The sequence below is a fragment of the Providencia sp. PROV156 genome, from assembly GCF_028480905.1.
Lineage (GTDB): Bacteria > Pseudomonadota > Gammaproteobacteria > Enterobacterales > Enterobacteriaceae > Providencia > Providencia hangzhouensis.
On sequence record NZ_JAMPPE010000019.1, the window covers coordinates 1 to 26,018 of the forward strand.

Sequence of the window (26,018 nt, forward strand, 5' to 3'; positions counted from 1 at the left end):
AGTCTGAGTTGCCGCTGTCGGCAACTCTTTTTACTTCTACTATTTAAGGTTTGTCAGTGACAGGCGGAGCGGTTTCTTTTTCGCTACGGGCTAAAGTTTTTTCCAGCAATACAGAATATAGCGGTTTGCCACCTAAAAATTGAGCCATCATTGTGGCGCCAATGCAGGTAATAATCATCGGTAAGATTAACTGGTAGTTATTTGTCATTTCTAAAACTAAGACTATCCCAGTTAATGGGGCTCTGACGGTTGCGGCAAATAAAGCTCCCATGCCTGCAATAGCGAAAGTCCCCACTTCAATTTGGTAATTAGGGAATATTTCGAGGGCGGCGTAGCCGAAAACACCACCAAATAATGTCCCAAGGGCGAGTAAAGGAGAGAAAATACCACCTGGAGCCCCAGAGCTAAAGCTAATCGTCGAAGTTAAAAACCGCAAAGCAAAGAATATGAATAACAAAGTGATGGTAAATTGGCCTGCTACCATCTGGTGGATCACGGAATATCCACCACCTACAATTTCAGGCAGGTAAACGCCAATTGCACCACAAGCACCACCAATTAACCCGCCCATCAATACAAAGCGAGAAATTTTATTTTGGTAAAATGCTAAAAATTTACTTTGTAGGTACAATAAAAAACCATTAAAACAGATACCGATAACACCAAACATTAATCCTAAAATTAAATAAAGCCATAAAGTATTCATAGGTGCAGAAGAAAATTGGCCGATATTTAATACAATAGCTTCTCCATTGATTAGCCGATAGACAATGGTGGAGGTAACAACACCGATAAATACCGCTTTAATTGAAATTAAACTGTATTTAAATTGCGGACGCATTTCTTCAATAATAAACAAGATGCCAGCTAAAGGGGCATTAAATGCTGTAGATAAACCTGCCGCCGCACCAGAGGCAAGCAAGGTGTGGCGTGACTCATTATCTTTTAAACGAAATAAATCATAAAACATTTGGCTAAGGTTCGCACCAAGTTGCACGGTTGGTCCTTCACGGCCTAATACCATACCTGAGCCCAATGTTCCTAATCCACCAATAAACTTAACTGGGATGACTCTCCACCATCTTACGGGGCGTAAATCCTGTAATGCACCTTCAATTTCTGGGATCCCAGACCCACCAGATTCAGGAGAGAACCGTTTAACAAGGTAATAGCCTAACATGGCAAGAAGTGCCGAGATAAAAAACATCCCAACAACCATCAGCCATTTTGGGGCAACCCATTCACTCACCGATTGCACGCGATAGTTGCTAATCCAAGTTGTTCCTAATTCAAATAGTGAACCGATAAGACCGACCGCCGCACCAATGAGTGCCGCAAGTAGTAAGATTTTTATAGGTGTTTTATCTGATTCTTTTAGCCGTTTAAAAATCTGCAATCGGGTTTTTATCATAGATTTACTAGCTGAATTTACCTGGCTCATCTTTATTAGATTCTCTTTATACGATGGAATAACAAACACTTATAGGTAAGTATAACAAGAGTTATCGTAAGAGCGTTATCAGGATATAAATAAAATGCAAAATAGTGCATTTAAGCAAGAAAAGTGAAAACAAAACCAACAGCACGAATAGCATACTTTCATTACTGTGAATAGTTCTCATTTGCAATGAATATTAATATAGATCAATAAACCATTAGATAATGAATAATTCCACTTTTTTATTCTAATAAAGAGCGTAGTCTTAATGTTGTATTTGAAATGCAACTTTAAGAGGCGAACAACATGTACTGTGTGCAATGTGAACAAACAATTAGAACTCCAGCTGGTAATGGCTGTGCATACGCGCAGGGTATGTGCGGTAAAACAGCAGAAACTTCTGACCTACAAGATTTATTAGTTGCTGTATTGCAAAGCTTATCTGCAAGTGCAGTCACTGCCCGCTCACTGGGTATTATTGACCATGATATTGATAGTTTTGCTCCGCGCGCATTTTTCTCTACTTTAACCAACGTCAATTTTGATTCAGAGCGTATTATCGGTTACGCCCGTGAAGCTATTTATTTACGTGATAAATTAATAAAACATTGCCAATCCGTGAATAGTGTAGTGGCTTTCAATCATCCATTAATTAATTTGCAATTAAATGGTACTGACATTCCAACCTTACAGGCACAAGCGGCTCAATTTTCATTAGATATTGATAAAGCTGAAGTTGGCGAAGACATTCACGGTTTACGTATGTTATGCCTATATGGCTTAAAAGGGGCGGCAGCCTATATGGAACACGCCCATGTTTTAGGTCAGTATGATAATGAGGTTTATGGCCAATATCATGAAATTATGGCTTGGCTGGGAACATTGCCATCGGATATGAATGAACTGCTTGATAATGCCATGGCAATTGGTCTGATGAATTTCAAGGTCATGGAAATTTTGGATGCAGGTGAAACGAGCGAATTTGGTCACCCAACGCCAACGGAAGTCAACGTTCGTCCAGTCGCAGGGAAATGTATTTTAATTTCAGGTCATGACCTGAAAGACTTAAAAATGTTGTTAGAACAAACTGAAGGTACGGGTATCAATGTTTATACCCACGGCGAAATGCTGCCAGCACATGGTTACCCAGAACTGAAAAAATACCCTCATTTAGTCGGTAACTATGGTAGCGGTTGGCAAAATCAGCAAGTGGAATTTGCAAAATTCCCTGGGTCTATCTTGATGACCTCTAACTGCATTATTGACCCTGATGTTGGGGATTATAAAGACCGTATCTGGACGCGTAGTATTGTGGGTTGGCCGGGTGCAAAACATTTAGTGGGTGATGATTTTTCTGCAATGATTGCTCAAGCTCAGTCACTTGCCGGTTTCCCGTATACCGAAATCGAGCACAAAATTACGGTTGGTTTCGGTCGTCAAACCCTGCTAGGTGCGGCAGACGCGGTGATTGATTTAGTTTCACAGAAAAAACTACGTCACGTATTCCTTGTTGGTGGTTGTGATGGTAGCCGTGGCGAACGTAGCTATTATACGGATTTTGCCCGTAGTGTACCTGAAGATTGCTTAATCCTTACACTCGCATGTGGTAAGTATCGTTTTAATAAATTAGATTTTGGCACATTAGAAGGGCTACCACGCTTACTGGATGTGGGCCAATGTAACGATGCATATTCTGCCATTATGCTTGCGGTGAATCTATCAGAGAAACTTGGTTGTGGTATTAATGACTTGCCATTGAGTCTGATTCTGTCTTGGTTTGAGCAAAAAGCGATTGTCATCCTTTTAACATTATTAGCGTTGGGTGTGAAAAATATTTACACCGGCCCAACAGCACCTGGTTTCTTAACTGAAAACTTATTAAATGTGCTAAATGAGAAGTTTGGCATGCGTAGTATTACGACAGTTGAGCAAGATCTGGCAGAAATTTTACCTGCATGATCAATAAACCGATAGAAAAAGCTTAAAAACGATGTGAAAGATGGGGGCTGCGACCCCCTTTAAAGGAGTAGCGCGATGACCATGCCAAGCAGTTTATGTCCAAATAGAATGCAAGTTCATTCTATTATTCAAGAAACATCAGATGTCTGGACAATCAACCTTATCAATCATGATTTTTATACATATTCACCTGGTCAATATGCTTTGGTCAGCATTAAAAATAGTGATGATGTCATGCGTGCTTATACTCTTTCATCATCACCGGGGCAAAGTCGTTTTATTTCCATTACTGTCAGGCGGTTAGACGATGGTGAAGGGTCAAATTGGTTAACACGTTCGGTTAAAGAAGGCGACTATCTTTGGCTTTCTGAAGCGCAAGGGGAATTCACCTGCGCTAATCTAAAAAACACTGAGTATTTGATGTTAGCTGCTGGATGTGGTGTGACACCAATTATGTCAATGACACGTTGGCTGATGGTGAACCGCCCGAGCTCCCATGTAAAAGTACTATTCAATGTTCGCGATGATAAACAAGTTATTTTTGCCGAGGAATGGCAAAAACTCGTCCGCTTATATCCAGAACGGTTGCAATTGTGTGTTATGGCAGAAACACCAGATAATGGCGATATTGCACAAGGACGTTTAACTGAAGAGAAATTGAAAGCGTTAGTACCCGATATTGATTCACGAATTGTGATGACGTGTGGGCCTGTGCCTTACATGAAAAATGCACAGCAATTTGCTGCTAATTTAGGCGTCCCTGCTGAACATTTCTTTATGGAGCGTTTTTCAACTGAACCAGAGGTTGTTGATAGTGAAGATATTCTTATATTAAAAATCCGTCAACGATTGGTCGACTTTAAAGTCCCAGTAGGTACTTCTTTATTATCTGCACTGGAGCAAAATAAACAGCCCGTTATTGCAGCTTGCCGAGCAGGGGTTTGTGGAAGCTGTAAAACAAAAGTGTTATCAGGTAAATACACAACAACAAGCACAATGACATTAACTGAAGCAGAAATAGCTGAGGGCTATGTTTTAGCTTGTAGTTGCCAATTACAGGGTGACACTGAAATAGCGTAAAATTATATAACATGTGCAAACTGTCTCATTAGAGTATTAATGGGACAGTATTATTTAAAATAAATCATAGTAATTATTTACAATACTCAAAATGAGAGTGCAATTAATGTTTCGGTAGTGAGCTATGTAAAAAATAAATAGATAATTTACTTAATGTATTAATCGCTGATACAGCAACCTCTTTGTTTGGATCCTGACATAAGTCTATGATTCGTATGATGGCATCATTATATTCAATCGTTGCTTTGAAATCACCTAAAGCAGAAATGGCAGCAATTTTGATTTCATCGTTTACGCGAAATGTTAGTTTCGTTAACATTCCAACAATTACTTTATCCATAATAAAACTTTCACTGTTATATAAAATAAAAAATATTCTAAGATAATTCTTGTAATATTTAATACTAAATTGATATCTGCAATTAAATATTAACAATTTAAAAGAATGCTTTTTAATGATAATTTCGAATTAAATAATGCCTTAAGTGTATTTTCTTACTTCATTATTTGTTTGTTGGCTTATTTTTAATATAAAAAACCAACTAATGACTGATATTAGTGATTACTTGTACTCTAATAAAGCGTTTTAATTATATTAAATTGGGCTTACTCCTTTATATTGTTTTTTTTGTATTGTACGGTAAATAGAGAATTAAGTTTTGATTAATTATCGGTAAGGTTTACTAAATAATATTACAAATGATACTTTGATTTCTCAAAGGGTTGGTTATTGATAAGTAAATAAATATATTTACTTCAATTCTAATATTCATTCTTATTATTAGTTACATTTTGTTACTTTATAAAGATATATTTAATATAAACTTAAACGGAACCTAAACAATAAGTTTTCCATGCGTAAAAAAACGTAGATATAGGGTGGCAATTAATTCACCAATGGGTATAATTCGCGCCGCATCCAAAGTGCAGTATCTCGTTAGGCGAGGCTCCTATACAAACATAGGTTACTGATCTGACGACGTCGAGAGACGCCCAAGATTAGGACAGGATATATCGACCGAAGGTATATCCCCATGTAACTTCCTGCTAAGTCAGGATACGTTGTATAGTGCTAAAACCGAGACGAAGAGATAGCTTTCGCATTCTCTCATCTGGTTTCGCCCCTATGTGAGTACTGTTTGAGTAACCAACAGTAATAGGGACTAAAAAAATGACATTCACTACCCAGAACAAAGCGGGAGCAGTTGCTATTGCTCAATCCGCAATGAAAGGCGCACGCCTCAAAGACAATAACACACAGCCAGCAAAAGTTGATGATGCAACAGTCAGCGCTTATATGAGTCAATCATATTTGCCAGTATCTGTCGCAGACTCAATAGCTTGCGTGAAAAAAAATCTTATTGAACACCTTGATGGCGAGCAAATCCCAACCTATTTATTTGTTGTCGACAATGACAATTATTTAAATGGCATTCTTTCAGTTAAATCATTATTAGCTTCACCTGAAAATTTATTAGTGTCTGATATCATGCGACACAATTATTTTTCTGTTGCCCCAGAACAATCACGTCATGATGTTTATGATCTGATTAATCATAGCGGTTTAGATATGATACCTGTGGTGCAATTTGGCAAATTAATGGGTGTTTTGCGTCCGCAAGATATCGCCGAACTGATTGAAGATGAGAATACACTCGATGCGCAGCTACAAGGCGCTACTACCCCATTAGATGAGCCCTACTTAACGACAAGCCCTGTAACTTTATGGCGTAAACGTGTCGTTTGGTTGTTGATGCTATTTGTGGCCGAAGCGTATACAGGAACTGTATTAAAAGCATTTGAAGAACAGCTCGAAGCCGCAATTTCGTTAGCGTTTTTCATTCCGCTGTTGATTGGTACAGGCGGTAATAGTGGAACACAAATTACATCAACATTAGTCCGTGCAATGGCACTGGGTGAGGTGAGTTTACGTAACCTTGGTACCGTACTGAAGAAAGAGGTTTCTACCTCATTTTTAGTAGCGGTGACCATCGGTGGTGCGGCATTAATTCGTGCATGGATTTTAGGTGTTGGCCACGAAGTGACTATTGTGGTTAGCTTAACCATCGTTGCCATTACAATGTGGAGTGCGATTGTTTCTTCAATCATTCCAATGGTATTGAAGAAAATGAAAGTGGACCCAGCAGTTGTTTCTGCCCCGTTCATTGCAACTTTCATTGATGGTACAGGCTTAATTATCTACTTTGAAATCGCAAAATTAGTGATGACGGAGTTTGCTTAAGCGCACATCTCAAACTTGATGCGGCAGAAAGTCTAATTTTCTGCCGCAGCGACAGAAATCCCTTCTTGTTTCAATACTTCTCCACATTTTCGACATAAATATTGGTTTTCACCACGTAGTACTTTGTTGTGGCGGCGTATGGTTAATTCATGGGACACTTCACAGGCACAACGGTAGAGAAATGTTTTACTTTTTACTGTTGTAACCACAAAGTTATGTGTACGTTTCGCCGTGACTTCCAGTACGTGTTGCATCATCCATTTCCATTCTTTGCCATGAGGTGCGATACCTTTGCGGCCAAATACATGAAAAACCAACAAATGCGCTAATTCATGAGGCACAACCTCATCAATAAATTGCTCTGTATTTTCGATAAGTAAACTGGGGTTAAGGCGAATTTCCCATTCTTTTAAGTAAGCACTACCCGCAGTTGTCCCCCGTTGTTTGTAATTAACCGTTGGCTCTGAAAATGATTGTTCGAGTTTGTGTTCTGCAAGTGCGAGTTTTTCTCGCAATGTGCGCATGACTTGTTGCTGTAAAAAGAGTGGAACACGGATTGTTTTCATGGGGTAAAGGATACGTGAAGGTAATGGACATAAACAAGCAATAATTGACAAATATTATATCAAAACATATATTGTATTTTTATATAATATTAATTAGAAATAACATATGCCCAATAATACCTCTGAACAGCAACTGTTAGCGATGAAGCAGGCCGCATCAGAAACGGCTTCATTATTGAAAACACTAGGGAATCCAGATCGCTTAATTTTATTATGCCAATTAACACAGGGTGAAGCCTGCGTTAGTGAGTTAGAAGAGCAGTTAGGAATATTACAACCGACACTCTCTCAACAATTAACAGTATTGCGTAATGAAGGCTTAGTGATGACGCGTCGAGAAGGAAAGCGCATTTACTATGCGATAGCAGATGAAAAATTATTTACGTTGCTCAATACGTTATATCAGCTTTATTGCCCTGTGAAGGAGAAATGAAATGACAATAGATTGGGCTAATTTTACGCCACTTTCTGCCGCGATTGGCGGTGTGCTGATTGGCTTAGCCGCAGCAATTTTATTAGTATTCAACGGTCGTATAGCAGGTATCAGCGGTATTTTAGGCGGTTTATTGAAACCAACTAAGGGGGATACTGCATGGAAATTGGCATTTATTATTGGTTTGATGAGCGCCCCAACGTTGTTTACTTGGTTGGCGTATACACCAGAAGTTAACATTGCGACCAGCACACCTATTTTAGTATTAGCTGGGTTATTTGTCGGTTTTGGCTCACGACTGGGAAGTGGCTGTACTAGCGGTCATGGGATCTGCGGCATGGCAAGGTTATCCCGTCGTTCAATTGTTGCAGTATTAGTCTTTATGATTGTTGCTTTTGCGACAGTCGCACTAGCCAACCATTATGGGATAGGGAGATAAAGCAATGCCTATTCTTATCGCATTAATTTCAGGGATACTGTTTGGTTTAGGATTGGTCATTGCCGGGATGGGAAATCCAGCAAAAATTTTGGCATTTTTAGATATTACGGGAACGTGGGATCCTTCATTATTAATTACGATGGCAGTTGGAATGGTAATCAGTGGTATTGCTTTCTTAGGGGTTAAAAAACGCTCTGTTAGTGTACTTAATTGCCCATTGCAAATTCCTACCAATCAAACGATAGATAAAAAACTAGTCATCGGAAGTGTGTTATTTGGTGTGGGGTGGGGGTTAGCAGGGATCTGCCCAGGACCTGCATTATTGTTAACAGGAATGGGATTGACACAAGGGATAATATTTACATTAGCAATGGTTGCGGGGATGGCTATCTTCCAGTTTACGCAAAAAAATTAATCGCTCATTGTGAGCAATAAAAAACCCATCATTTGATGGGTTTTTGTATGTGACTTATTGACTAAAGAGATTACAGGCCTGCAGCGGCACGCAATGCTTCAGCTTTGTCAGTTTTTTCCCAAGGGAACTGAGAACGACCAAAATGGCCATATGAAGCAGTTTGTTGGTAAATCGGGTGTAATAAATCAAGCATTTTGATTAAGCCGTAAGGGCGTAAATCAAAGAATTCACGAACTAATTGAATCAATAATGACTCATCAACTTTACCTGTTCCAAAGGTTTCTACCATAATCGATGTCGGTTCTGCCACGCCGATAGCGTAAGAAACTTGGATTTCACAACGGTCAGCAAGGCCCGCGGCGACAATGTTTTTTGCCACGTAACGTGCTGCATAGGCTGCTGAACGGTCAACTTTTGACGGGTCTTTACCAGAGAATGCCCCACCACCATGGCGAGCCATACCGCCGTAGGTATCTACAATGATTTTACGGCCTGTTAAACCGCAGTCACCCATAGGACCACCGATGACAAAGCGACCTGTTGGGTTAATAAAGTATTTTGTATCTTTTGATAACCATTCTGCCGGTAGGACTGGCTTGATGATTTCTTCCATCACGGCTTCATGCAGGTCTTTTTGTTGAATATCTTCAGAATGCTGAGTCGATAAAACAACAGCGTCAATACCGACAATTTTATTATTGTCGTATTGGAAAGTAACTTGACTTTTTGCATCTGGGCGTAACCATGGCAATGTGCCATTTTTACGGACATCTGCTTGGCGTTGAACTAAGCGGTGTGCATAAGTAATAGGAGCAGGCATTAATACATCAGTTTCGTTGGTTGCATAACCAAACATCAGGCCTTGGTCACCGGCGCCTTGTTCTGATGGGTCAACACGGTCAACACCTTGGTTGATATCGGGCGACTGTTTACCAATCGCACTTAAAACGGCACATGAATTGGCATCGAAGCCCATTTCGGAACTGGTGTAGCCAATTTCGCGAACAGTTTTGCGCGTGATTTCTTCAATATCAACCCAAGCACTGGTGGTGATTTCTCCCCCGACCATTACCATACCTGTTTTGACGTAGGTTTCGCAGGCAACGCGAGCTTTCGGGTCTTGTTCCAGAATAGCATCAAGTACTGCGTCAGAGATTTGATCAGCAATTTTATCTGGATGCCCTTCTGATACAGACTCAGAAGTAAAGAGATGTGTAGCCATGAGATTAATACCTTAAGAATTCGCAAATTTATAATTGGATGTTTTAACATCTAGACGGCTATTTTAGTCCCATACAGTAAAAATTTCTACCTGTATTTATATAAAAAACGAATAGAGACATAAAACAACCATTGGTAAAGTTTTATCGCAATTTAGTCATTTTGGTTTTGCTTTTTGAGCGCAATAGATGTATAAACTGCGACCGTAACGGATGGTTGTTATTTCCCGTTATATACCAGCAGAATAATATAAAACTTCTGCTATCTATCAGGAATGTTTATAAACTTTTGAATTTCAATAAAAAATAAGGTGATATAGCTTAAATCAACAGGTCAAACTGCCAAAATAGTGCTACCACATTGAAATTTTAAAGGGGTAAACAGTTATATTGGGGGTTAATGGGTAATGATCCATAATCTACTGAATAACAGTATCCAACCGTCATATGCGGATCGCCGCGTGACTTTGGCATTTACTTTCCTGTCATTCTTTACTTCATCACGAAGTTACCGTCACATCTTTAATACACCTTCGAGGCTGAGTCATTAATCTGTCAGCTTAAGGTCGTATATTGTCACTGTTTAGAAGTTCTAAGCACTTTTTATTAAAATCTGAGTATTGCCGTTTCCCCGACATAACTGCCTTGCAGTGTTATGTCTTCACTGACATACATCAGGAAGGAGAACGCGTCACTCACCCCTCCATAAAAGGAGTTTATTATGAATGATAATATCGCTCGAAAAATGCGTCAGACGTACAACATCGCGTATTGGGGTGGTGGTTACTATCAGGTGAATGAGCGCGGAAATGTCTGTGTTTGCCCGAACCCTGAGAACCCTGACACCTTTGTTGATTTAGCTGACCTCGTTAATCAGGTTAAAGAAGAGCAGGAGCATTTACGCTTGCCTGCATTGTTTTGTTTCCCGCAAATCTTGCAGCACCGTTTACGTTCAATAAATGCAGCATTTAGACGTGCACGTGAGTCCTATGGCTATAAAGGCGATTATTTCCTGGTTTATCCAATAAAAGTTAACCAGCAACGCCGAGTCATTGAATCACTGGTTAATTCTGGGGAACCGTTAGGGCTTGAAGCGGGTTCAAAAGCTGAATTAATGGCCGTTTTAGCGAACGCAGGTAAAACACAAACCGTTATCGTCTGTAATGGATATAAAGACCGTGAATATATCCGATTAGCATTAATTGGGGAAAAATTGGGTCACAAGGTTTACCTTGTTATCGAAAAAATGTCTGAGATTGAGATGGTATTGGCAGAAGCGGAAAGCTTAAATGTCACGCCACGCTTAGGGGTTCGTGCCCGTTTGGCTTCTCAAGGCTCAGGTAAATGGCAGGCAAGTGGCGGTGAAAAATCTAAATTTGGTTTGGCTGCAACTCAAGTACTGCAATTAGTGGAAATTTTACGCAATGCCAATCGCCTAGATAGCCTGCAGTTGCTTCATTTCCATTTAGGCTCCCAGATGGCTAATATTCGTGATATCGCAACCGGTGTCCGTGAATCAGCCCGTTTTTATGTTGAATTGCATCGCCTAGGAGTCAACATTCAGTGCTTTGATGTGGGTGGTGGCCTAGGTGTTGACTATGAAGGTACTCGCTCTCAATCCGATTGCTCAGTCAACTATGGCTTAAATGAATATGCCAACAATGTCATTTGGGCGATTGGGGATGCGTGTGAAGAGTTTGATTTACCACATCCAACGGTAATTACGGAATCAGGCCGTGCGTTGACAGCGCACCATACGGTGTTAGTGTCCAATGTGATTGGAGTTGAACGTAATGAATTTACCAAAACAACATCGCCTCATGAAGATGCGCCACGTTCATTAATTTCCTTATGGGAAACGTGGGAGTCAATGCAGCACCAAGGTAATAGCCGTTCATTACGCGAATGGTTGCATGATAGCCAGTTCGACTTACAAGAAGCGCACACTCAATATGCTCATGGTGTGTTAGATTTGACCCAACGTGCATGGGCAGAAGAGTTATACCTAAATATTTGCCGCCGCATTCAACAGGATTTAGATCCAAGCAATCGTGCTCATCGTCCGATAATCGACGAACTTCAAGAGCGCATGGCTGATAAGTTTTATGTGAATTTTTCCTTATTCCAATCGCTACCAGACTCTTGGGGAATTGACCAAGTGTTCCCAGTATTACCGATTGAAGGGTTAGATAAACCATTAGACCGTCGTGCAGTACTGTTAGATATCACCTGTGACTCAGACGGTATTATTGACCATTACGTTGATGGTGATGGCGTTGAAACCACAATGCCAATGCCTGCATATGACCCAGAAAACCCACCAATGATAGGTTTCTTTATGATTGGGGCATACCAAGAAATTTTAGGTAATATGCATAATCTGTTTGGTGATACCGCAGCAATAGATGTCTGGGTTGATAGCCAAGGTAATCTGCGTTACTTGCAAAGTGAAGAGGGCGATTCTGTGGCAGATATGCTGCAATACGTCAAATTAGTCCCAGAAGTCCTATTAGAAAGCTTCACAGAGCAAGTAAAAGGGACAGGCTTGAGTGAGCAGTTACAAAAAGACTTTGTCGCTGAGTTCGAGAATGGTTTGTATGGGTATACTTATTTAGAAGACGAGTAAATGCTCAATGCGCGTTATATTTCGCACCGTCGCGTTGTTGGCTGCATTTGCCAACCCTAGTCACATACTTGTGTATGCTCCTAGGGATTGGCTCATTTTGCCGCCTAGCGACAGCACGAACTATTTAGCGCATTAATATATGAGGCTAATGCATTCAATGTTCGTTATGTTTCAAGTGGTGGTGTAGCAACGCTCGGCTATTTGGGGCACATACTTGTGTATGCTCCTAGGGATTGGCTCATTTTGCCGCCTAGCCACAACATGAACTATTTAGCGCATAAATGCGTCATAGGGCGCTATATGTTTCATAGAGCATTAAGGTAGTGAACAGATAATAACTTTGTGCAAATAACATGATTTGTTTATTATTTATACTGCGCGAAGTTGATTTAGGTAAAACGATTCGAATCGAATATTAAAAGGGCTTGCTAACGGGCAGGCCTATTTTGAGGAACAGAAATGATTAATAGTACTTTAGGCAATCAAGTTGATAATTCACTGGTTTCTAACGCATTTGGTTTCTTACGTTTCCCGCTGAATTTTCAGCCTTATAGTTCAGATGCAGAGTGGGTGATCACCGGTGTACCCTTCGATATGGCAACTTCAGGTCGTGCAGGTAGTCGTCATGGGCCAGCCGCAATTCGCCAAGTTTCCACAAATCTTGCATGGGAAAGCCACCGCTGGCCTTGGAATTTCAAGTTAACAGACCGTTTGAATGTTGTTGACTGTGGTGATGTGGTATTTGCTTTTGGTGATGCACAAGATATGAGTGACAAGCTGCAAGCACACACTGAAAAACTACTTGAATCAGGTAAACGTTGCTTGACCTTTGGTGGTGACCATTTCGTTACACTGCCATTGCTGCGAGCTCATGCGAAACACTTTGGTAAAATGGCCTTAGTTCATTTCGATGCACACACGGACACCTATGGCAATGGTAGCAAATTTGACCACGGAACCATGTTCTATCATGCACCAAAAGAAGGTCTGATCGACCCAAATCATTCAGTACAAATTGGTATTCGTACCGAACATGACAGCGACAATGGCTTTACTGTATTGGATGCAGGTCAGGTGAATGATCGTAGTGTGGATGATATGGTTGCGCAAATCAAAGAGATTGTTGGCGACCTACCTGTTTACTTGACTTTCGATATTGACTGCCTTGATCCAGCGTTTGCGCCGGGGACAGGAACCCCTGTTATTGGTGGTTTAACGTCAGATCGTGCATTGAAATTATTGCGTGGAATACAGTCTTTAAACATCGTGGGTATGGATTTAGTCGAAGTGGCTCCGGCTTATGACCAATCTGAAATCACGGCACTCGCCGCAGCGTCTATTGCATTAGAAATGCTGTATATCCAAGCTGCTAAAAAATAAGTTATTTATATTTTACTGTATCAAGAAGCCACCGATTGGTGGCTTTTTTATATCCACAATTTATCTATGTGATTATTAATTATACTGAAAATGAAGGAATCGCACTTTTTGTTTATTGAGTTGAGAATGATTTTTATTAACAATAATCTTGTAATTTACGTCTATATGCTTTTTTCTACGGTAAAAAAAATATATTCACCATGTTAATAGTGTAATATTTTTTATAAATATTAAATGTTAGAGTAAAATCATTGCTTTGTAACTTGTTGTTATTGTTGCTAACTTAATATTAAAGGTGAACTAGTCAATTTGGCTATTACTCAGTAGGAGATAAGTATGGCGTTAAATAATAAAGTTATTTTAGTTACTGGTGCAGCTCAAGGGATTGGCCGTGGTATCGCACTACGTTTAGCGAAAGAAGGGGCTGATATCGCACTGGTAGATTTGAAAAAAGACAAGCTTCAAGATGTTGCCAAAGAAATTGAAGCTTTAGGCCGTAAAGTAACAACATTTGCCGCAGATATCAGTCAACGTGACCAAGTTTTTGCTGCGGTGGCTCATGCAGAAGCTGAGTTAGGTGGTTTTGATGTAATGATTAATAACGCAGGGATTGCACAAGTTAAGCCAATCGCTGATGTTCGCCAAGAAGATATGGATTTAATCTTCAAAATCAACGTAGATGGAACCATGTGGGGAATTCAAGCTGCCAGTGAAAAATTCCAAGAACGTAAACAAAAAGGAAAAATCATCAACGCCTCCTCTATTGCAGGACATGATGGTTTTGCAATGTTAGGAGTTTACTCCGCTACAAAATTTGCGGTACGTGCATTAACTCAAGCGGCTGCAAAAGAGTATGCAAGTTCAGGTATAACTGTGAATGCTTATTGCCCAGGTATTGTTGGAACAGATATGTGGGTAGAGATTGATGAGCGCTTCTCTGAAATCACCGGTACGCCAAAAGGTGAAACCTATAAAAAATATGTCGAAGGCATCGCATTAGGTCGTGCACAAACGCCAGATGATGTGGCTGGTTTGGTTGCATTCTTAGCGAGCGATGATTCTGACTATATTACTGGTCAATCTATTTTGACTGATGGCGGGATTGTGTACCGTTAATTCACTTATGTGAATCTAGGATGTAAATAATAGCCGCGATGAATAACTCATCGCGGTTTTTGCTTATGTAGCGTGCTGCTGAATATCGGCTAAAATAGCTTCTGCTTGTGTCCAAAGTAGGGAGCCTCCCTCATCACTTAATAAATGATGTTGGCAATTGGGAAAACGGCTGGCTAATATTTTGCCAAAATCAGGGGAATGAACTGTGCTCATATCGAGTTCGCCATACCATAAAGAGACTGGCACGCGGGTCGTTTCAGGGGTGAATTCCCATTTCTGTAGTGCAATTAATAAGTCTTGAACATAACCTTGGTTGCCTTGGGCGAAAGCACGTCGCATGCAATGGCTATATGCCTCAAGGAAATGTTCTTCATTATAGAGTTGCTGGTCTATTTCTGCGCTGCAATTAAGAATAAATGCTAATAACCACTCACCAGTGACATTTTTTAATAACCAATCAGACAGCGCTTCAGGGGTGTTAAGGGCTTGTTCTTGCATATTCACGACATCAGCACTGAGTACCGCACGAGTTGCAGGGTATTCAAATTGGTCTTGCCCTGACACGATAGACAGTGAAATAGGTTGGCAATAGTGGGCGACGGCCATCGCAAAAACGGCGCCTTGAGAAAAACCGACAACTGAAAATTGAGTAATAGATTGTTCATCTAGTAGGGCTTGAACATCCATAGCAAAGCTTTTCAATGATTTTTCAGGGTGAAATGTTGACTCACCAAGACCCGCGCGTTCAGGAACAATTAAACGAATATTTAGTTTTTCGAGTAAATCCAAACCAAACCCTAATGAACCACTCATTCCCGCTCCAGTACAAAAAATAACAGGAAAACCTGTTTTAGGGCCTGATTCGAACCAGCAAAATAGACGGCTATCAGGTAATTTCATCGTGTGTTGATTCAGGTTGGTTAGTGGAACGTTATACATGGTGAATTCCTAACACAGAGCAGGTACAGATTGGGTGATAAGATAGGTCAGTTAATAATTATTAAAACTGGCATTGTTATAGTTACAATTTTAAAGTATTAAATAGGTAAAATGCAAAATATTAGCGTAATAAACATCAATTCATTAACAAAGAGAAGAGTAAAATGGCATTTTCCGAATCAGAAAAGCAGATTTTGTTGGCCGTTAAAGGTGTCGGTCCCATGGTGATTAGCCGCTTAGAACAAATGGGTTTTAGCTCACTCGCACAACTGAGTGAAGCATCTTACGATGAAATTTTAATTTCTGGTGCTGCATTGACAGGTTCAAGTTGCTGGAAAAATAGCCCGCAAGCAAAAAAAGCGGTAGAGGGGGCTATTTTAGCGGCTAAACAGGCGGTTAGGTCACCATCTTAATTAGTTTGATTTCTGGTTTTCCATTTTTTGCTGCGCAAGATATTAAGGACTTGTACTGCCATGGAAAAGAACATCGCAAAGTAGATATAGCCTTTTGATACGTGAACTTGAACACTTTCAAGTAGTAAAGTGAAACCAACTAGAATCAAAAACGATAAGGCTAAGATTTTTACGGAGGGGTAGCGCTCAACAAAGTCGCCAATGGGTTTGGCCGCAAGCATCATAATGAGTACAGCGATGACTACCGCTGCCATCATGATAAATAAGTGGTCTGATAGCCCCACTGCGGTGATCACGGAATCTAAACTGAAGATAATGTCTAATAAAGCAATTTGCACGATAGCGCCCCAAAATGAGCTCACTTTTTTATTTGCTAGATTATTTTCACTTTCCCCTTCAATCGTATCAAAAATTTCTTGGCTTGCTTTCCAAATAAGGAAGATCCCACCTGCGCATAATATGAGATCGCGAGCGGATACAACATGGTCTGCGACAGTGAAAAGCGGCGTGGTAAGGCGTGATAACCAAGCAATCGAAGCCAATAACGCAAGGCGCATCACCATTGCCGCAATAAGGCCTGTCCGTCTGGCACTATTTTGCTGGTGGCTTGGAAGCTTGCTCACCACAATACTGAGGAAAATAATATTATCGATGCCTAGGACAATTTCTAATATGGTTAGTGTGGCGAGTGCCATCCAAGCATTGGGGTCCAGTATCCATTCAAACATCTTAGTACCTTCTAATTAACAAATTAAACAGTGATAATAATTTATCGTCTGCTTTGGTACAGGCGATGGTTAGCGACTAACTTAGATTAAAATGCCGCGCTAATAGGGGCGCGGTAAAATCTTTTTTGAGATAAAAGCCACGAGGTAGCGTCATAATCGGTTGACCGAACTCACCAATCGCTTCCGTTAGTGCCTTATTGTTTGCGGCCTTAGGGCGGATCTGTAATACCTGCCCATGGCGTGCAGTGATACTTTCCACTTTGCCTAATACAATGAGGTCCATTAGCTCTTCCCAATCTTGTCTTAGTAACTGTTCTTCAAAGGGAGATGGGCTCCAGATTAACGGGTTTGCGACTCTGCGTTGTGAGAGTGGAATTTGCCTTTCCCCTTCGATAGGAAACCATAAAATGCGGGATAGTTTGCGGCGAACATGGCTATTTTCCCATGTTAAGCCACTATTCCCCGTTAATGGCGCTACAGAAACAAAGGTCGTTTCGAGTGGAGCACCATAACGGTCAATAGGAATGGTTTTTAATTCAATCCCAATATGAGCGAAATCTTGCTCTGCCTTGCTTCCCGCACTCGCACCTAAATAATATTCCAATAGCATACCAACCCAGCCTTTATCTCGTTTGAGGTCAGGAGGGATAGGGATAGCAGCATGTTGGGCGAGCTCACCAAGCGTATAGCCAGCAAGGGCTTGCGCTCGACCCATTAAGGTTGCTTCGTTATCAGGTGGCGGTGGCGCAATAAATGGCATCATGGTTTGAATATTAATGTATAAAAAGTAGCCAGTGAAAATACATAGAACTGAAGAAGTATAACACTTTTTCTTTGATGTTTTTAATTATTTGATATATAGGGATATAATGTTATTTATTCATCCAGGTCATAAATTATAACAGAGGTTATTCAAGTTCATCCCAAGATAATCACAGGATCATGCACTAGGTTATCCACAGGATTTCTGGATAACTGTGAAAAATAGAGATTACTGTGTGTATTTACAGCCTTGACTAAACGGTTTTTATGACGAATATCACAAAATATGAGTAAGTTGAGCACATATCTTGTGGATAAATACAACGTTGTTTGATCTTTGCTCAGTTAAAGTCTTAAGTATTTTAGCTAGAAAAATAGCCAGTGGATAAAACGCTTTTTTGTTATTTACTTATTTGATTTATCAATGATTATTTGACTATTCTTTTTTTTGATAAAAAAGTGGCTTGGGGATATACCCTGATTACCATGAGGTTGTTCACATGGATATCCACAGAAAAAGTGAATAACATCCTTATTATTCATTTTATCTGTTTATAACTATCATTATTTTGCTAGGTTATCCTCAGAGGGTTTAAACCATGCAGATTTAAAATCAAACCAGCCAAAGGTATTCATCCGTACGCCGCGCATGGTTTTTTGGCCTTGTAGTTCAAGCCAATGATGAAAAATAGGGTGGAAAATTTGCGAGTCAATTAAGCTTTCACACCAGGCTTCTACATCTAATTGGTTATTACGCCATAGATTAAGTTCATCGCGGAGAGTGTTATTAAGGCATTCGCGCAGTAATGGCATTTCGTACAAGGTAGCAAAGATAGAAAATTCAAGAGGTTTAAAAAAGTTAGCTGTTGCTAACCAAATATCACTTTGCCCATTGCCATTAAACCAATCATCATAATCAATGATATTAATCTTGAGCTCCACGCCTTGTGTCTGTAACACGCGTTTCATAATTTGGCTAATCGCATAGAACTCATGGTGGTTGCGATAAAAAGTAACAGTCAGCTCAGTCAAATCTTCAGGCTTAGGGAACAAGGTTAGCATTTTACTATGATGCCAATGGAGTAATAAGCCATAAGCTGGCGCCCAATGGCGCTGATAAAACGGTTCACAATGGGCAAGTAGGTTGACAGGTGTTAAAAAGCTACATAACCATTTACGGACATCTTCACGCTGAGCAACCGGTGAGCGCTGATCCATTAAGAGGAAATAGCAGCCTTCTTCCATGCGGCTTTCAAGTGAATCATTATGGTGCTTGTCACCATCCATTTTTAATGTCGTACAAACCATTTGTTCTGAAAGTTCAGGAACCACCCAAATGGTCACTTCATCTAGCAGTGCACGATAGCCAAAATAGCGGTCGAAAGCCGTGATAGTCAGCTTTTGTGGCAAGTTTTTTTCTACTTGATAGGGACCAGTGCCGATAGGGCAACGGCTAAAGTTTTCGAGGCTCTCCCACTCTTTCGGTAAAATAGCCGCATGATGACTGCCTAATAACCAAGGTAGCTGTTTATCAGGCTCACTTAACGTGATATCAATCACATAAGGTTGCGGTGAGCTGACGGATTGTATATGTGAAAATAGCGGCCAACAGGTTTTTAAGCGTAAAAGGGAATAGATAATATCGTCGGCAGCCATTTCTCTCCCATGGTGGAAATAAATAGCAGGGCGTAAATAGAAACGCCATTGGGTATCACTTATGGGTTGCCAATGGTGGGCAAGGCCATCTTCCACTTCCCCTTTTTCCTCATTTAAATGGGTAAGACCATTAAATATTTGACTCATCAAGTGAATTTCTGAGCGGCGCATGGGGGCGCCAGGAAGAAGTGTCGGGAAATCTCGATAATAAATAATCCGTAGTAAATTCTTACCTTGTCGATAGCTGCGTTCCAGTTCAGACAATACCATTTGGCGAATGGTTTCCTTATCACCCACTAGGGCGACAAGTTTTTCAATACTTTCTTCTTTGAGTAGTTGTTCAGCCTGTGCCTGTTGTAGCTCTAAGCCATTAACATGAAAAATAAGGGCCGAGCGTTTTCCTCGACCAGACTCAGCCTGCCAACTGAGCCAACCTTGTGACTGCATATTATTAAGTAGCGTCCGAACATGACGGCGAGAGCAAAACAGTGTATCAGCGATATCTTGCAGAGTTGTTTCACTGTCTTGGCCCTGAAAGTGTTGCCAGAGACGAATGAACTGGGTTTGTAATCGTGAATTAGACATAAAAGAGGAACTCCGGCAAAAAATACATCAATTTTAATTTCCTAAAATCTCACGATAATAGAAGGCAGTAAGTAGCTCGTTTGGTCTGCATGTTGCAGGCCGACTCCCCCATTTAGAGTAATGGTGTTTATCACCGAGCCGGTTTTTACCGGCTTTTTTTTATTTTTTCGTCATATTTCGCACTGTCGCGTTGTTGGTTTCGTTCAGCTACTTGGGTCACATACTTATGTATGCTCCCCAAGATATCTTCTCTCACCGCCTAGCTACAGTGCGAACTATTTAGAAAAAATCGTTCAGTTAAAGGCAAAAATCTTATTTTGTTATTAATTATACAGGAAGATATTAACGGGGAAGTGATTTTGGATTGTAAATTTTTAATGATGGATGAATTCCGCATTTTTGGTGCGAAGTAGGCGGTTTAGTTGGATAATTAGAGCTAAAAGAGGAACTACGCCCACCAAAGTAGGCGTAGAAAAGGATTTACTTCATAAAGTATGGAATCTTGCTTTCAAAATCGGTGATCTGGTCGACATGCTGCAACGTCAAACCAATACTATCCAAGCCATTCATCATGCAGTGGCGGCGGAAGCTATCAATTTCAAAATGATAGGTTTTATCACCAGCAGTCACGGTTTGAGCTTCTAAGTCTACCGTAAACTGGCAACCTTCATGGCTATTAACATAGTTAAACAGCTCATCCACTTCAGTTTCACTTAATTTGATTGGTAATAATTGGTTGTTGAACGAGTTACCATAAAAAATATCAGCAAAACTTGGGGCGATAACCACTTGAATACCAAAGTCAGTTAATGCCCAAGGTGCGTGCTCACGGGATGAACCGCAACCAAAGTTTTCGCGAGCTAATAAAATACTTGCCCCTTTAAAAACTGGCTTATTCAAGACGAAATCAGGGTTAGGTTGTTGCCCGTTCTCATCTAAAAAGCGCCAGTCATTAAACAAGTGTTGCCCAAAACCTGTGCGAGTCACTTTTTGCAAAAACTGTTTAGGGATAATGGCATCAGTATCCACATTGGCTGCATCTAAAGGAGCGACAATCCCGACGTGTGTAATAAACTTTTCCATCATTTTCTCCTTAGATTTGAATATCACGTACATCAGCAAAATGGCCATTAATCGCTGCGGCTGCTGCCATTGCTGGGCTAACCAAGTGAGTACGACCTGCGCGACCTTGGCGGCCTTCAAAGTTACGGTTACTGGTTGATGCACAGCGTTCGCCAGGGTTTAAGCGGTCATTATTCATCGCTAAACACATAGAGCAACCCGGTAAACGCCATTCAAAACCCGCTTCAATGAAAATTTTATCTAAACCTTCTTGCTCAGCTTGGGCCTTAACAGGGCCAGATCCCGGAACAACAATAGCTTGTACGCCATTAGCCACTTTTTTACCTTTTGCAATTGCAGCAGCGGCACGTAAATCTTCAATACGTGAATTCGTACATGAACCAATAAATACTTTGTCAATTTTGACATCAGATAATTTAATGCCAGACTCTAACCCCATGTAAGCTAATGCTTTTTCAGCGGAAGCTCGTTCAACAGGGTCTGTAAATGACTCAGGAGCAGGGATCGGCTGGTCGATGGCAATCACCTGCCCAGGGTTGGTTCCCCAAGTGACTTGTGGCGCGATGCTACTTGCTTGAATAGTGATGACTTTATCAAATTGTGCATCATCATCCGTTTTTAATGTTTTCCAATAAGCAACCGCATCGTCCCATTGTTGGCCTTTAGGTGCAAATTGGCGACCTTTCATATAGGCAAAAGTGGTTTCATCCGGTGCGATAATTCCCGCTTTCGCGCCTAATTCAATTGCCATATTGCATACCGTCATGCGGCCTTCCATGCTTAAGTTTTCGATAGCTTCACCACAAAACTCAACAATATAGCCAGTACCGCCTGCGCTGCCCGTTGTACCGATAATCGCTAAAACGATATCTTTTGCGGTAATACCTGCTGGAGCTTTGCCTACGACTTCAATTTTCATTGTTTTAGCGCGTGCTTGTTTCAGCGTTTGAGTCGCCATCACGTGCTCAACCTCAGATGTTCCGATACCAAAGGCTAATGAGCCAAATGCACCGTGTGTTGCGGTGTGGGAGTCTCCACATACAATGGTCATACCGGGTAAAGTAATACCTTGCTCAGGCCCCATCACATGGACAATACCTTGGTATGGGTGATTCAAATCATATAAAGTTACGCCAAAATCTTTACAGTTTTTCATCAACTCTTGCATTTGAATACGAGCCATATCGCCACACGCATTAATATCTTTGGTTTGCGTTGATACGTTGTGATCCATTGTGGCAAAAGTTTTACTTGGTTGATGTAAAGGACGTTTCTTAGTTCTCAAACCATCAAACGCTTGAGGTGATGTCACTTCATGTACCAAATGGCGATCGATATAAATCAAAGGGATTTCATTTTCGACCTCACGGACAACGTGGGCATCATACAATTTTTGATATAAAGTCTTGGCCATGTTAAACCCCTTCTGCAATATAACGAGCAATAATATCGCCCATTTCACTGGTACTTATTGACTGACCTGCACCTGCTAAGTCGGATGTTCTATAACCTTCTTCTAAGGCCTTATTGACCGCACGCTCGATTGCATCTGCTGCATCGGCTTGGTCTAAGCTAAATCTTAGCAACATGGAAGCAGATAAAATTTGTGCAATTGGGTTGGCAATATTTTTCCCAGCAATATCTGGAGCAGAGCCTCCCGCAGGTTCATACAAACCAAATCCAACTTCATTTAAGCTCGCAGAAGGTAACATGCCCATGGAACCGGTGATCATCGCACATTCATCAGAAATGATATCGCCGAACAAGTTAGAACATAACACCACATCAAACTGTGATGGGGCTTTGATCATTTGCATGGCTGCGTTATCGATATACATATGGCTGACTTCAACATCTGGATATTCTTTTGCGATTTGATTGACCACTTCACGCCATAAGACCGAGCTTTGTAACACGTTTGCTTTGTCGATTGATGTGACTTTGTTATTACGTTTGCGGGCTGATTCAAAAGCAATACGTGCGATACGCTCGATTTCATAGCGGTGATAAACTTCAGTATCAAATGCGTATTCTTCTTGGCCTTCACCTTTGCGGCCTTTTGGTTGACCGAAGTAAATCCCACCTGTTAATTCACGCACACAAAGAATATCAAAGCCTTGAGCTGCGATGTCTGCACGTAATGGGCAAAATGCTTCTAATGCTTGATATAAGCGAGCAGGGCGTAAATTACTGAATAATTTAAAATGCTTGCGTAAAGGCAATAATGCACCACGTTCAGGCTGGCTATCAGGTGGCAAGTGTTCCCATTTCGGCCCACCGACAGAACCAAATAAGACAGCGTCAGCTTCCTCACAACCTTTTACTGTGGCCTGTGGTAATGGCTCACCGTGCTTGTCGATTGCCGCACCGCCAACATCATATTCAGTGGTGTTGATTGTTATTGCAAAACGTTTGCTGATAGCAGCTAAAACCTTGTGAGCTTGCGCCATCACTTCTGGACCGATGCCATCTCCCGGTAATACGGCAATTTTATAACTAGACATTGTTAAACAGCTTCCTTTGTGTTTGATTGTGATTCTTGATTTATTTTTTGTTTTTCTTTTTCAACTTGCTCTGAGCGCCAAATGCTATTCAACACATGCACCATGGCTTTCGCTGAAGATTCAACGATATCTGTCGCTAACCCCATCCCGTGGAACTTACGGTTATGGCATTCAACCACGATATCCACTTGGCCTAATGCATTTTCACCGTGGCCTTTAGCTGACAACTGATAAGAGACTAACTTCATAGGGAATTGTGTAATGTTGCTGATAGCTTGGTAAATCGCATCAACGGGGCCATTACCGGTTGCAGCTTCAGATTTCACTTCATCACCACACTGCATTTTGACTGTTGCTGTCGCAACAATACTAGAGCCTGATTGCGTACTGAAATAGTCCATTACGAAGTGGTCAGTTTCATCTTGTTGTTTAGTAAAGAAAGCCAAGGCTTCTAAGTCATAGTCAAACACTTGACCTTTTTTATCGGCTAAATTCAAAAATGCAGTATATAATTCATCCAATTTGAAGTCTTTACCTTCGTGATACCCCATTTCCTCCATACGGTGCTTAACAGCGGCACGGCCTGAGCGTGAGGTTAAATTCAGTTGTTGTTCTTTTAAGCCAATGGACTCAGGCGTCATGATTTCATAGGTTTCGCGGTTTTTCAGTACGCCATCTTGGTGAATTCCTGATGAGTGAGCAAATGCGTTGCTGCCGACAACCGCTTTATTCGCTGGAATTGGTGTATTACATAATTGGCTAACTAATTGGCTGGTCCGGTAAATTTCTTTGTGATTAATATTGGTATGCACATTTAACATTTGCTCGCGCAATTTAATTGCCATAATCACTTCTTCTAATGCCGTGTTGCCAGCGCGTTCACCTAAGCCATTAATTGTCCCTTCTACTTGGCGGGCACCGGCTTGCACGGCACTGATTGAGTTAGCAACCGACATCCCTAAATCATCATGGCAATGAACAGAAATAACGGCTTTATCGATATTTGGCACACGGTTATACAAATCAGTGATAATTCCACCAAATTGGTAAGGCGTTGTATAACCTACAGTATCTGGGATATTAATGGTGGTGGCACCCGCATTTATAGCTGTTTCAACAATGCGGCACAAATTGTCAGGGTCAGTACGGCCGGCGTCTTCACAGGAGAATTCAACGTCGTCGGTATAGCGTCTAGCGCGCTTGATGGAATTGATTGCCATATCCATTACGCCATCAAAGGATTTATTTAATTTTTTCTCCATATGCAAATTGGAGGTGGCTAAGAAAATATGGATACGAAAGGCTTCGGCAACCTTTAATGACTCGGCTGCAACATCAATATCATTTTCAATACAACGTGCTAATGCACAAATTCGGCTATTTTTGATTTCTCTGGCAATGGTTTGAACGGACTCGAAGTCACCTGGTGAAGAGACTGGGAAACCGGCTTCAATGATATCAACGCCTAAACGTTCTAACGCAAAGGCGATTTGTAATTTTTCTTTGACTGATAAACTAGCCTGTAATGCCTGCTCACCGTCGCGTAAGGTGGTATCAAAGATAATGACTTGGTTGCTCATATTGTGTTCCTCATATCGAATTTTGTTTTTACTGAGTGTTATGTTCTTCCAAAGCCGCAGGCATAAAAAAACCCGCGGTTGCGCGGGTTCTTAATGTTTGTGGACAGTTTGTTTCTATTTTTCGTCCATAAGCATACCGCGCAAATTTAATGCGAGTAGTAGTAGGCTTAGTAGGCGAATAGAAAATGTCATTGCAACCGTCTCTCTTGAGTATCTTAATTAAACTGTATTTATTGATACGTTATCTTAAAGTTAATGTCAATCATAGATTTTTAGCATATTTTTACCAATCATGAATTATGGCTTTTAGTTGGTGGTTGTTGCTATTTTTTTGGTGTAACTCTTCTGTTTTGTCTGGATTTTTATGTAATTATAAGGGTAAAATTCTTTAATCAGGCATTGTCTAAGTATTGGTTTGGTTTAATGTGTTGAATTTTATAATGTTTTTCTATTTTCCTATGAGTTAAAGTTCAACGCAAGGAATGAATCACCTACACCAATGCTTTTTAATTAAGTTAATTATCTAATAAATGAGTATTTAAAAAATAATCTGATAATGAGGATATTTATTGATTCTAAATACGATTTATTATGATTTCTTGCAAAAATTGCTTTATTATTTTTACGGTGAGTGATTGCAAGTCTAATTAGTAGTTATCACTCATTATTTTGATGAATATTTACGTTTTATGATGATATTTATACTGCAAGTTTAATTAATAGGTTAAGTAATATAAACGTCGTTTTAATAAATGCAGGGAAAGCGAAATAGCTTATTATCTATAAGTTGTTTTAAGAATAATATTTAATGAATTTATATATTCGTCGGTTTCTTTAGATGAATGACTCTTTTC

General features: G+C 40.5%; 22 protein-coding genes and 1 riboswitch. Of the genes, 10 read left to right on the plus strand and 12 right to left on the minus strand.

Annotation, left to right across the window (positions count from 1 at the left end):
• Nucleotides 1–43 precede the first annotated feature (43 nt).
• Nucleotides 44–1,441, minus strand: coding sequence for a H(+)/Cl(-) exchange transporter ClcA (gene clcA, locus PSF31_RS14235; RefSeq protein ID WP_096863198.1), 1,398 nt, complete (start codon nt 1,439–1,441; stop codon nt 44–46).
• Between the two features lie 303 nt (nt 1,442–1,744).
• Here clcA and hcp point away from each other — a divergent pair, with 303 nt between their 5' ends.
• On the plus strand, nt 1,745–3,397 hold the full coding sequence (gene hcp, locus PSF31_RS14240) for a hydroxylamine reductase (protein WP_096863197.1): 1,653 nt from the start codon (nt 1,745–1,747) through the stop codon (nt 3,395–3,397).
• A gap of 75 nt (nt 3,398–3,472) precedes the next feature.
• Nucleotides 3,473–4,477, plus strand: coding sequence for an NADH oxidoreductase (gene hcr, locus PSF31_RS14245; RefSeq protein ID WP_096863196.1), 1,005 nt, complete (start codon nt 3,473–3,475; stop codon nt 4,475–4,477).
• Between the two features lie 103 nt (nt 4,478–4,580).
• On the opposite strand, the gene PSF31_RS14250 is transcribed toward hcr, so the two are convergent.
• The gene (locus PSF31_RS14250; RefSeq protein ID WP_004262089.1) at nt 4,581–4,817 is read right to left on the minus strand and encodes a HEAT repeat domain-containing protein; all 237 of its coding nucleotides are present in this window, start codon (nt 4,815–4,817) and stop codon (nt 4,581–4,583) included.
• 586 nt (nt 4,818–5,403) lie between these two features.
• Nucleotides 5,404–5,575: riboswitch (M-box (ykoK) riboswitch) on the plus strand.
• 73 nt (nt 5,576–5,648) lie between these two features.
• Between PSF31_RS14250 and PSF31_RS14255 the strand changes: the two genes are divergently transcribed.
• On the plus strand, nt 5,649–6,719 hold the full coding sequence (locus tag PSF31_RS14255) for a magnesium transporter (protein ID WP_004262087.1): 1,071 nt from the start codon (nt 5,649–5,651) through the stop codon (nt 6,717–6,719).
• A gap of 32 nt (nt 6,720–6,751) precedes the next feature.
• Here PSF31_RS14255 and PSF31_RS14260 read toward each other — a convergent pair whose 3' ends face one another.
• Nucleotides 6,752–7,285, minus strand: coding sequence for a SprT family zinc-dependent metalloprotease (locus PSF31_RS14260; RefSeq protein WP_096863314.1), 534 nt, complete (start codon nt 7,283–7,285; stop codon nt 6,752–6,754).
• Nucleotides 7,286–7,391: 106 nt separating this feature from the next.
• Between PSF31_RS14260 and PSF31_RS14265 the strand changes: the two genes are divergently transcribed.
• The 3 genes from PSF31_RS14265 to PSF31_RS14275 are packed head-to-tail and all read left to right on the plus strand — an operon-like array spanning nt 7,392 to nt 8,572.
• Nucleotides 7,392–7,718: an ArsR/SmtB family transcription factor gene (locus PSF31_RS14265; protein ID WP_004262083.1), complete on the plus strand. Its 327-nt coding sequence runs from the start codon at nt 7,392–7,394 to the stop codon at nt 7,716–7,718.
• Nucleotide 7,719: 1 nt separating this feature from the next.
• On the plus strand, nt 7,720–8,157 hold the full coding sequence (locus PSF31_RS14270; protein WP_004262082.1) for a YeeE/YedE family protein: 438 nt from the start codon (nt 7,720–7,722) through the stop codon (nt 8,155–8,157).
• Nucleotides 8,158–8,161: 4 nt separating this feature from the next.
• The gene (locus tag PSF31_RS14275; RefSeq protein ID WP_096863195.1) at nt 8,162–8,572 is read left to right on the plus strand and encodes a DUF6691 family protein; all 411 of its coding nucleotides are present in this window, start codon (nt 8,162–8,164) and stop codon (nt 8,570–8,572) included.
• 70 nt (nt 8,573–8,642) lie between these two features.
• On the opposite strand, the gene metK is transcribed toward PSF31_RS14275, so the two are convergent.
• Complete coding sequence (metK, locus tag PSF31_RS14280; RefSeq protein ID WP_004262078.1) at nt 8,643–9,794, minus strand: methionine adenosyltransferase; 1,152 nt, start codon at nt 9,792–9,794, stop codon at nt 8,643–8,645.
• Nucleotides 9,795–10,513: 719 nt separating this feature from the next.
• On the opposite strand from metK, the gene speA reads away from it, so the two are divergent.
• The 3 genes from speA (at nt 10,514) to PSF31_RS14295 (ending at nt 14,914) form a co-directional block, all read left to right on the plus strand.
• A complete protein-coding gene (speA, locus tag PSF31_RS14285; RefSeq protein ID WP_096863194.1) occupies nt 10,514–12,418 on the plus strand; it encodes a biosynthetic arginine decarboxylase in 1,905 nt (634 codons plus the stop codon).
• A gap of 459 nt (nt 12,419–12,877) precedes the next feature.
• A complete protein-coding gene (gene speB / locus PSF31_RS14290; RefSeq protein ID WP_094961355.1) occupies nt 12,878–13,798 on the plus strand; it encodes an agmatinase in 921 nt (306 codons plus the stop codon).
• Between the two features lie 336 nt (nt 13,799–14,134).
• Entirely contained in the window at nt 14,135–14,914 is a 780-nt protein-coding gene (locus tag PSF31_RS14295) for an acetoin reductase (RefSeq protein ID WP_004262072.1), read from the plus strand.
• A gap of 63 nt (nt 14,915–14,977) precedes the next feature.
• On the opposite strand, the gene PSF31_RS14300 is transcribed toward PSF31_RS14295, so the two are convergent.
• The gene (locus PSF31_RS14300) at nt 14,978–15,853 is read right to left on the minus strand and encodes an alpha/beta fold hydrolase (RefSeq protein ID WP_096863193.1); all 876 of its coding nucleotides are present in this window, start codon (nt 15,851–15,853) and stop codon (nt 14,978–14,980) included.
• Between the two features lie 164 nt (nt 15,854–16,017).
• Between PSF31_RS14300 and PSF31_RS14305 the strand changes: the two genes are divergently transcribed.
• Nucleotides 16,018–16,266, plus strand: coding sequence for a hypothetical protein (locus tag PSF31_RS14305; RefSeq protein ID WP_004262067.1), 249 nt, complete (start codon nt 16,018–16,020; stop codon nt 16,264–16,266).
• Here the strand turns inward: PSF31_RS14305 and PSF31_RS14310 are convergent.
• The 7 genes from PSF31_RS14310 to leuA form a co-directional block, all read right to left on the minus strand.
• Complete coding sequence (locus PSF31_RS14310; protein WP_004262066.1) at nt 16,263–16,994, minus strand: TerC family protein; 732 nt, start codon at nt 16,992–16,994, stop codon at nt 16,263–16,265. The two genes, PSF31_RS14305 and PSF31_RS14310, sit on opposite strands and share 4 nt — an antisense overlap.
• 76 nt (nt 16,995–17,070) lie before the next feature.
• On the minus strand, nt 17,071–17,754 hold the full coding sequence (gene mutH, locus PSF31_RS14315; protein ID WP_036958529.1) for a DNA mismatch repair endonuclease MutH: 684 nt from the start codon (nt 17,752–17,754) through the stop codon (nt 17,071–17,073).
• Between the two features lie 566 nt (nt 17,755–18,320).
• Nucleotides 18,321–19,997 (minus strand): HTH-type transcriptional regulator SgrR, encoded by a 1,677-nt coding sequence (sgrR, locus tag PSF31_RS14320; RefSeq protein WP_096863192.1) that lies wholly within the window; start codon nt 19,995–19,997, stop codon nt 18,321–18,323.
• A gap of 480 nt (nt 19,998–20,477) precedes the next feature.
• The gene (leuD, locus tag PSF31_RS14325; protein ID WP_164561173.1) at nt 20,478–21,083 is read right to left on the minus strand and encodes a 3-isopropylmalate dehydratase small subunit; all 606 of its coding nucleotides are present in this window, start codon (nt 21,081–21,083) and stop codon (nt 20,478–20,480) included.
• Nucleotides 21,084–21,090: 7 nt separating this feature from the next.
• Nucleotides 21,091–22,494 (minus strand): 3-isopropylmalate dehydratase large subunit, encoded by a 1,404-nt coding sequence (gene leuC, locus PSF31_RS14330; RefSeq protein ID WP_096863191.1) that lies wholly within the window; start codon nt 22,492–22,494, stop codon nt 21,091–21,093.
• 1 nt (nt 22,495) lies between these two features.
• Nucleotides 22,496–23,584 carry a 3-isopropylmalate dehydrogenase gene (leuB, locus tag PSF31_RS14335; protein ID WP_096863190.1) on the minus strand — a complete coding sequence of 363 codons (1,089 nt, stop codon included), beginning with the start codon at nt 23,582–23,584 and terminating at the stop codon, nt 22,496–22,498.
• 2 nt (nt 23,585–23,586) lie between these two features.
• Nucleotides 23,587–25,164 (minus strand): 2-isopropylmalate synthase, encoded by a 1,578-nt coding sequence (leuA, locus tag PSF31_RS14340; RefSeq protein ID WP_004262054.1) that lies wholly within the window; start codon nt 25,162–25,164, stop codon nt 23,587–23,589.
• Nucleotides 25,165–26,018: the final 854 nt, after the last annotated feature.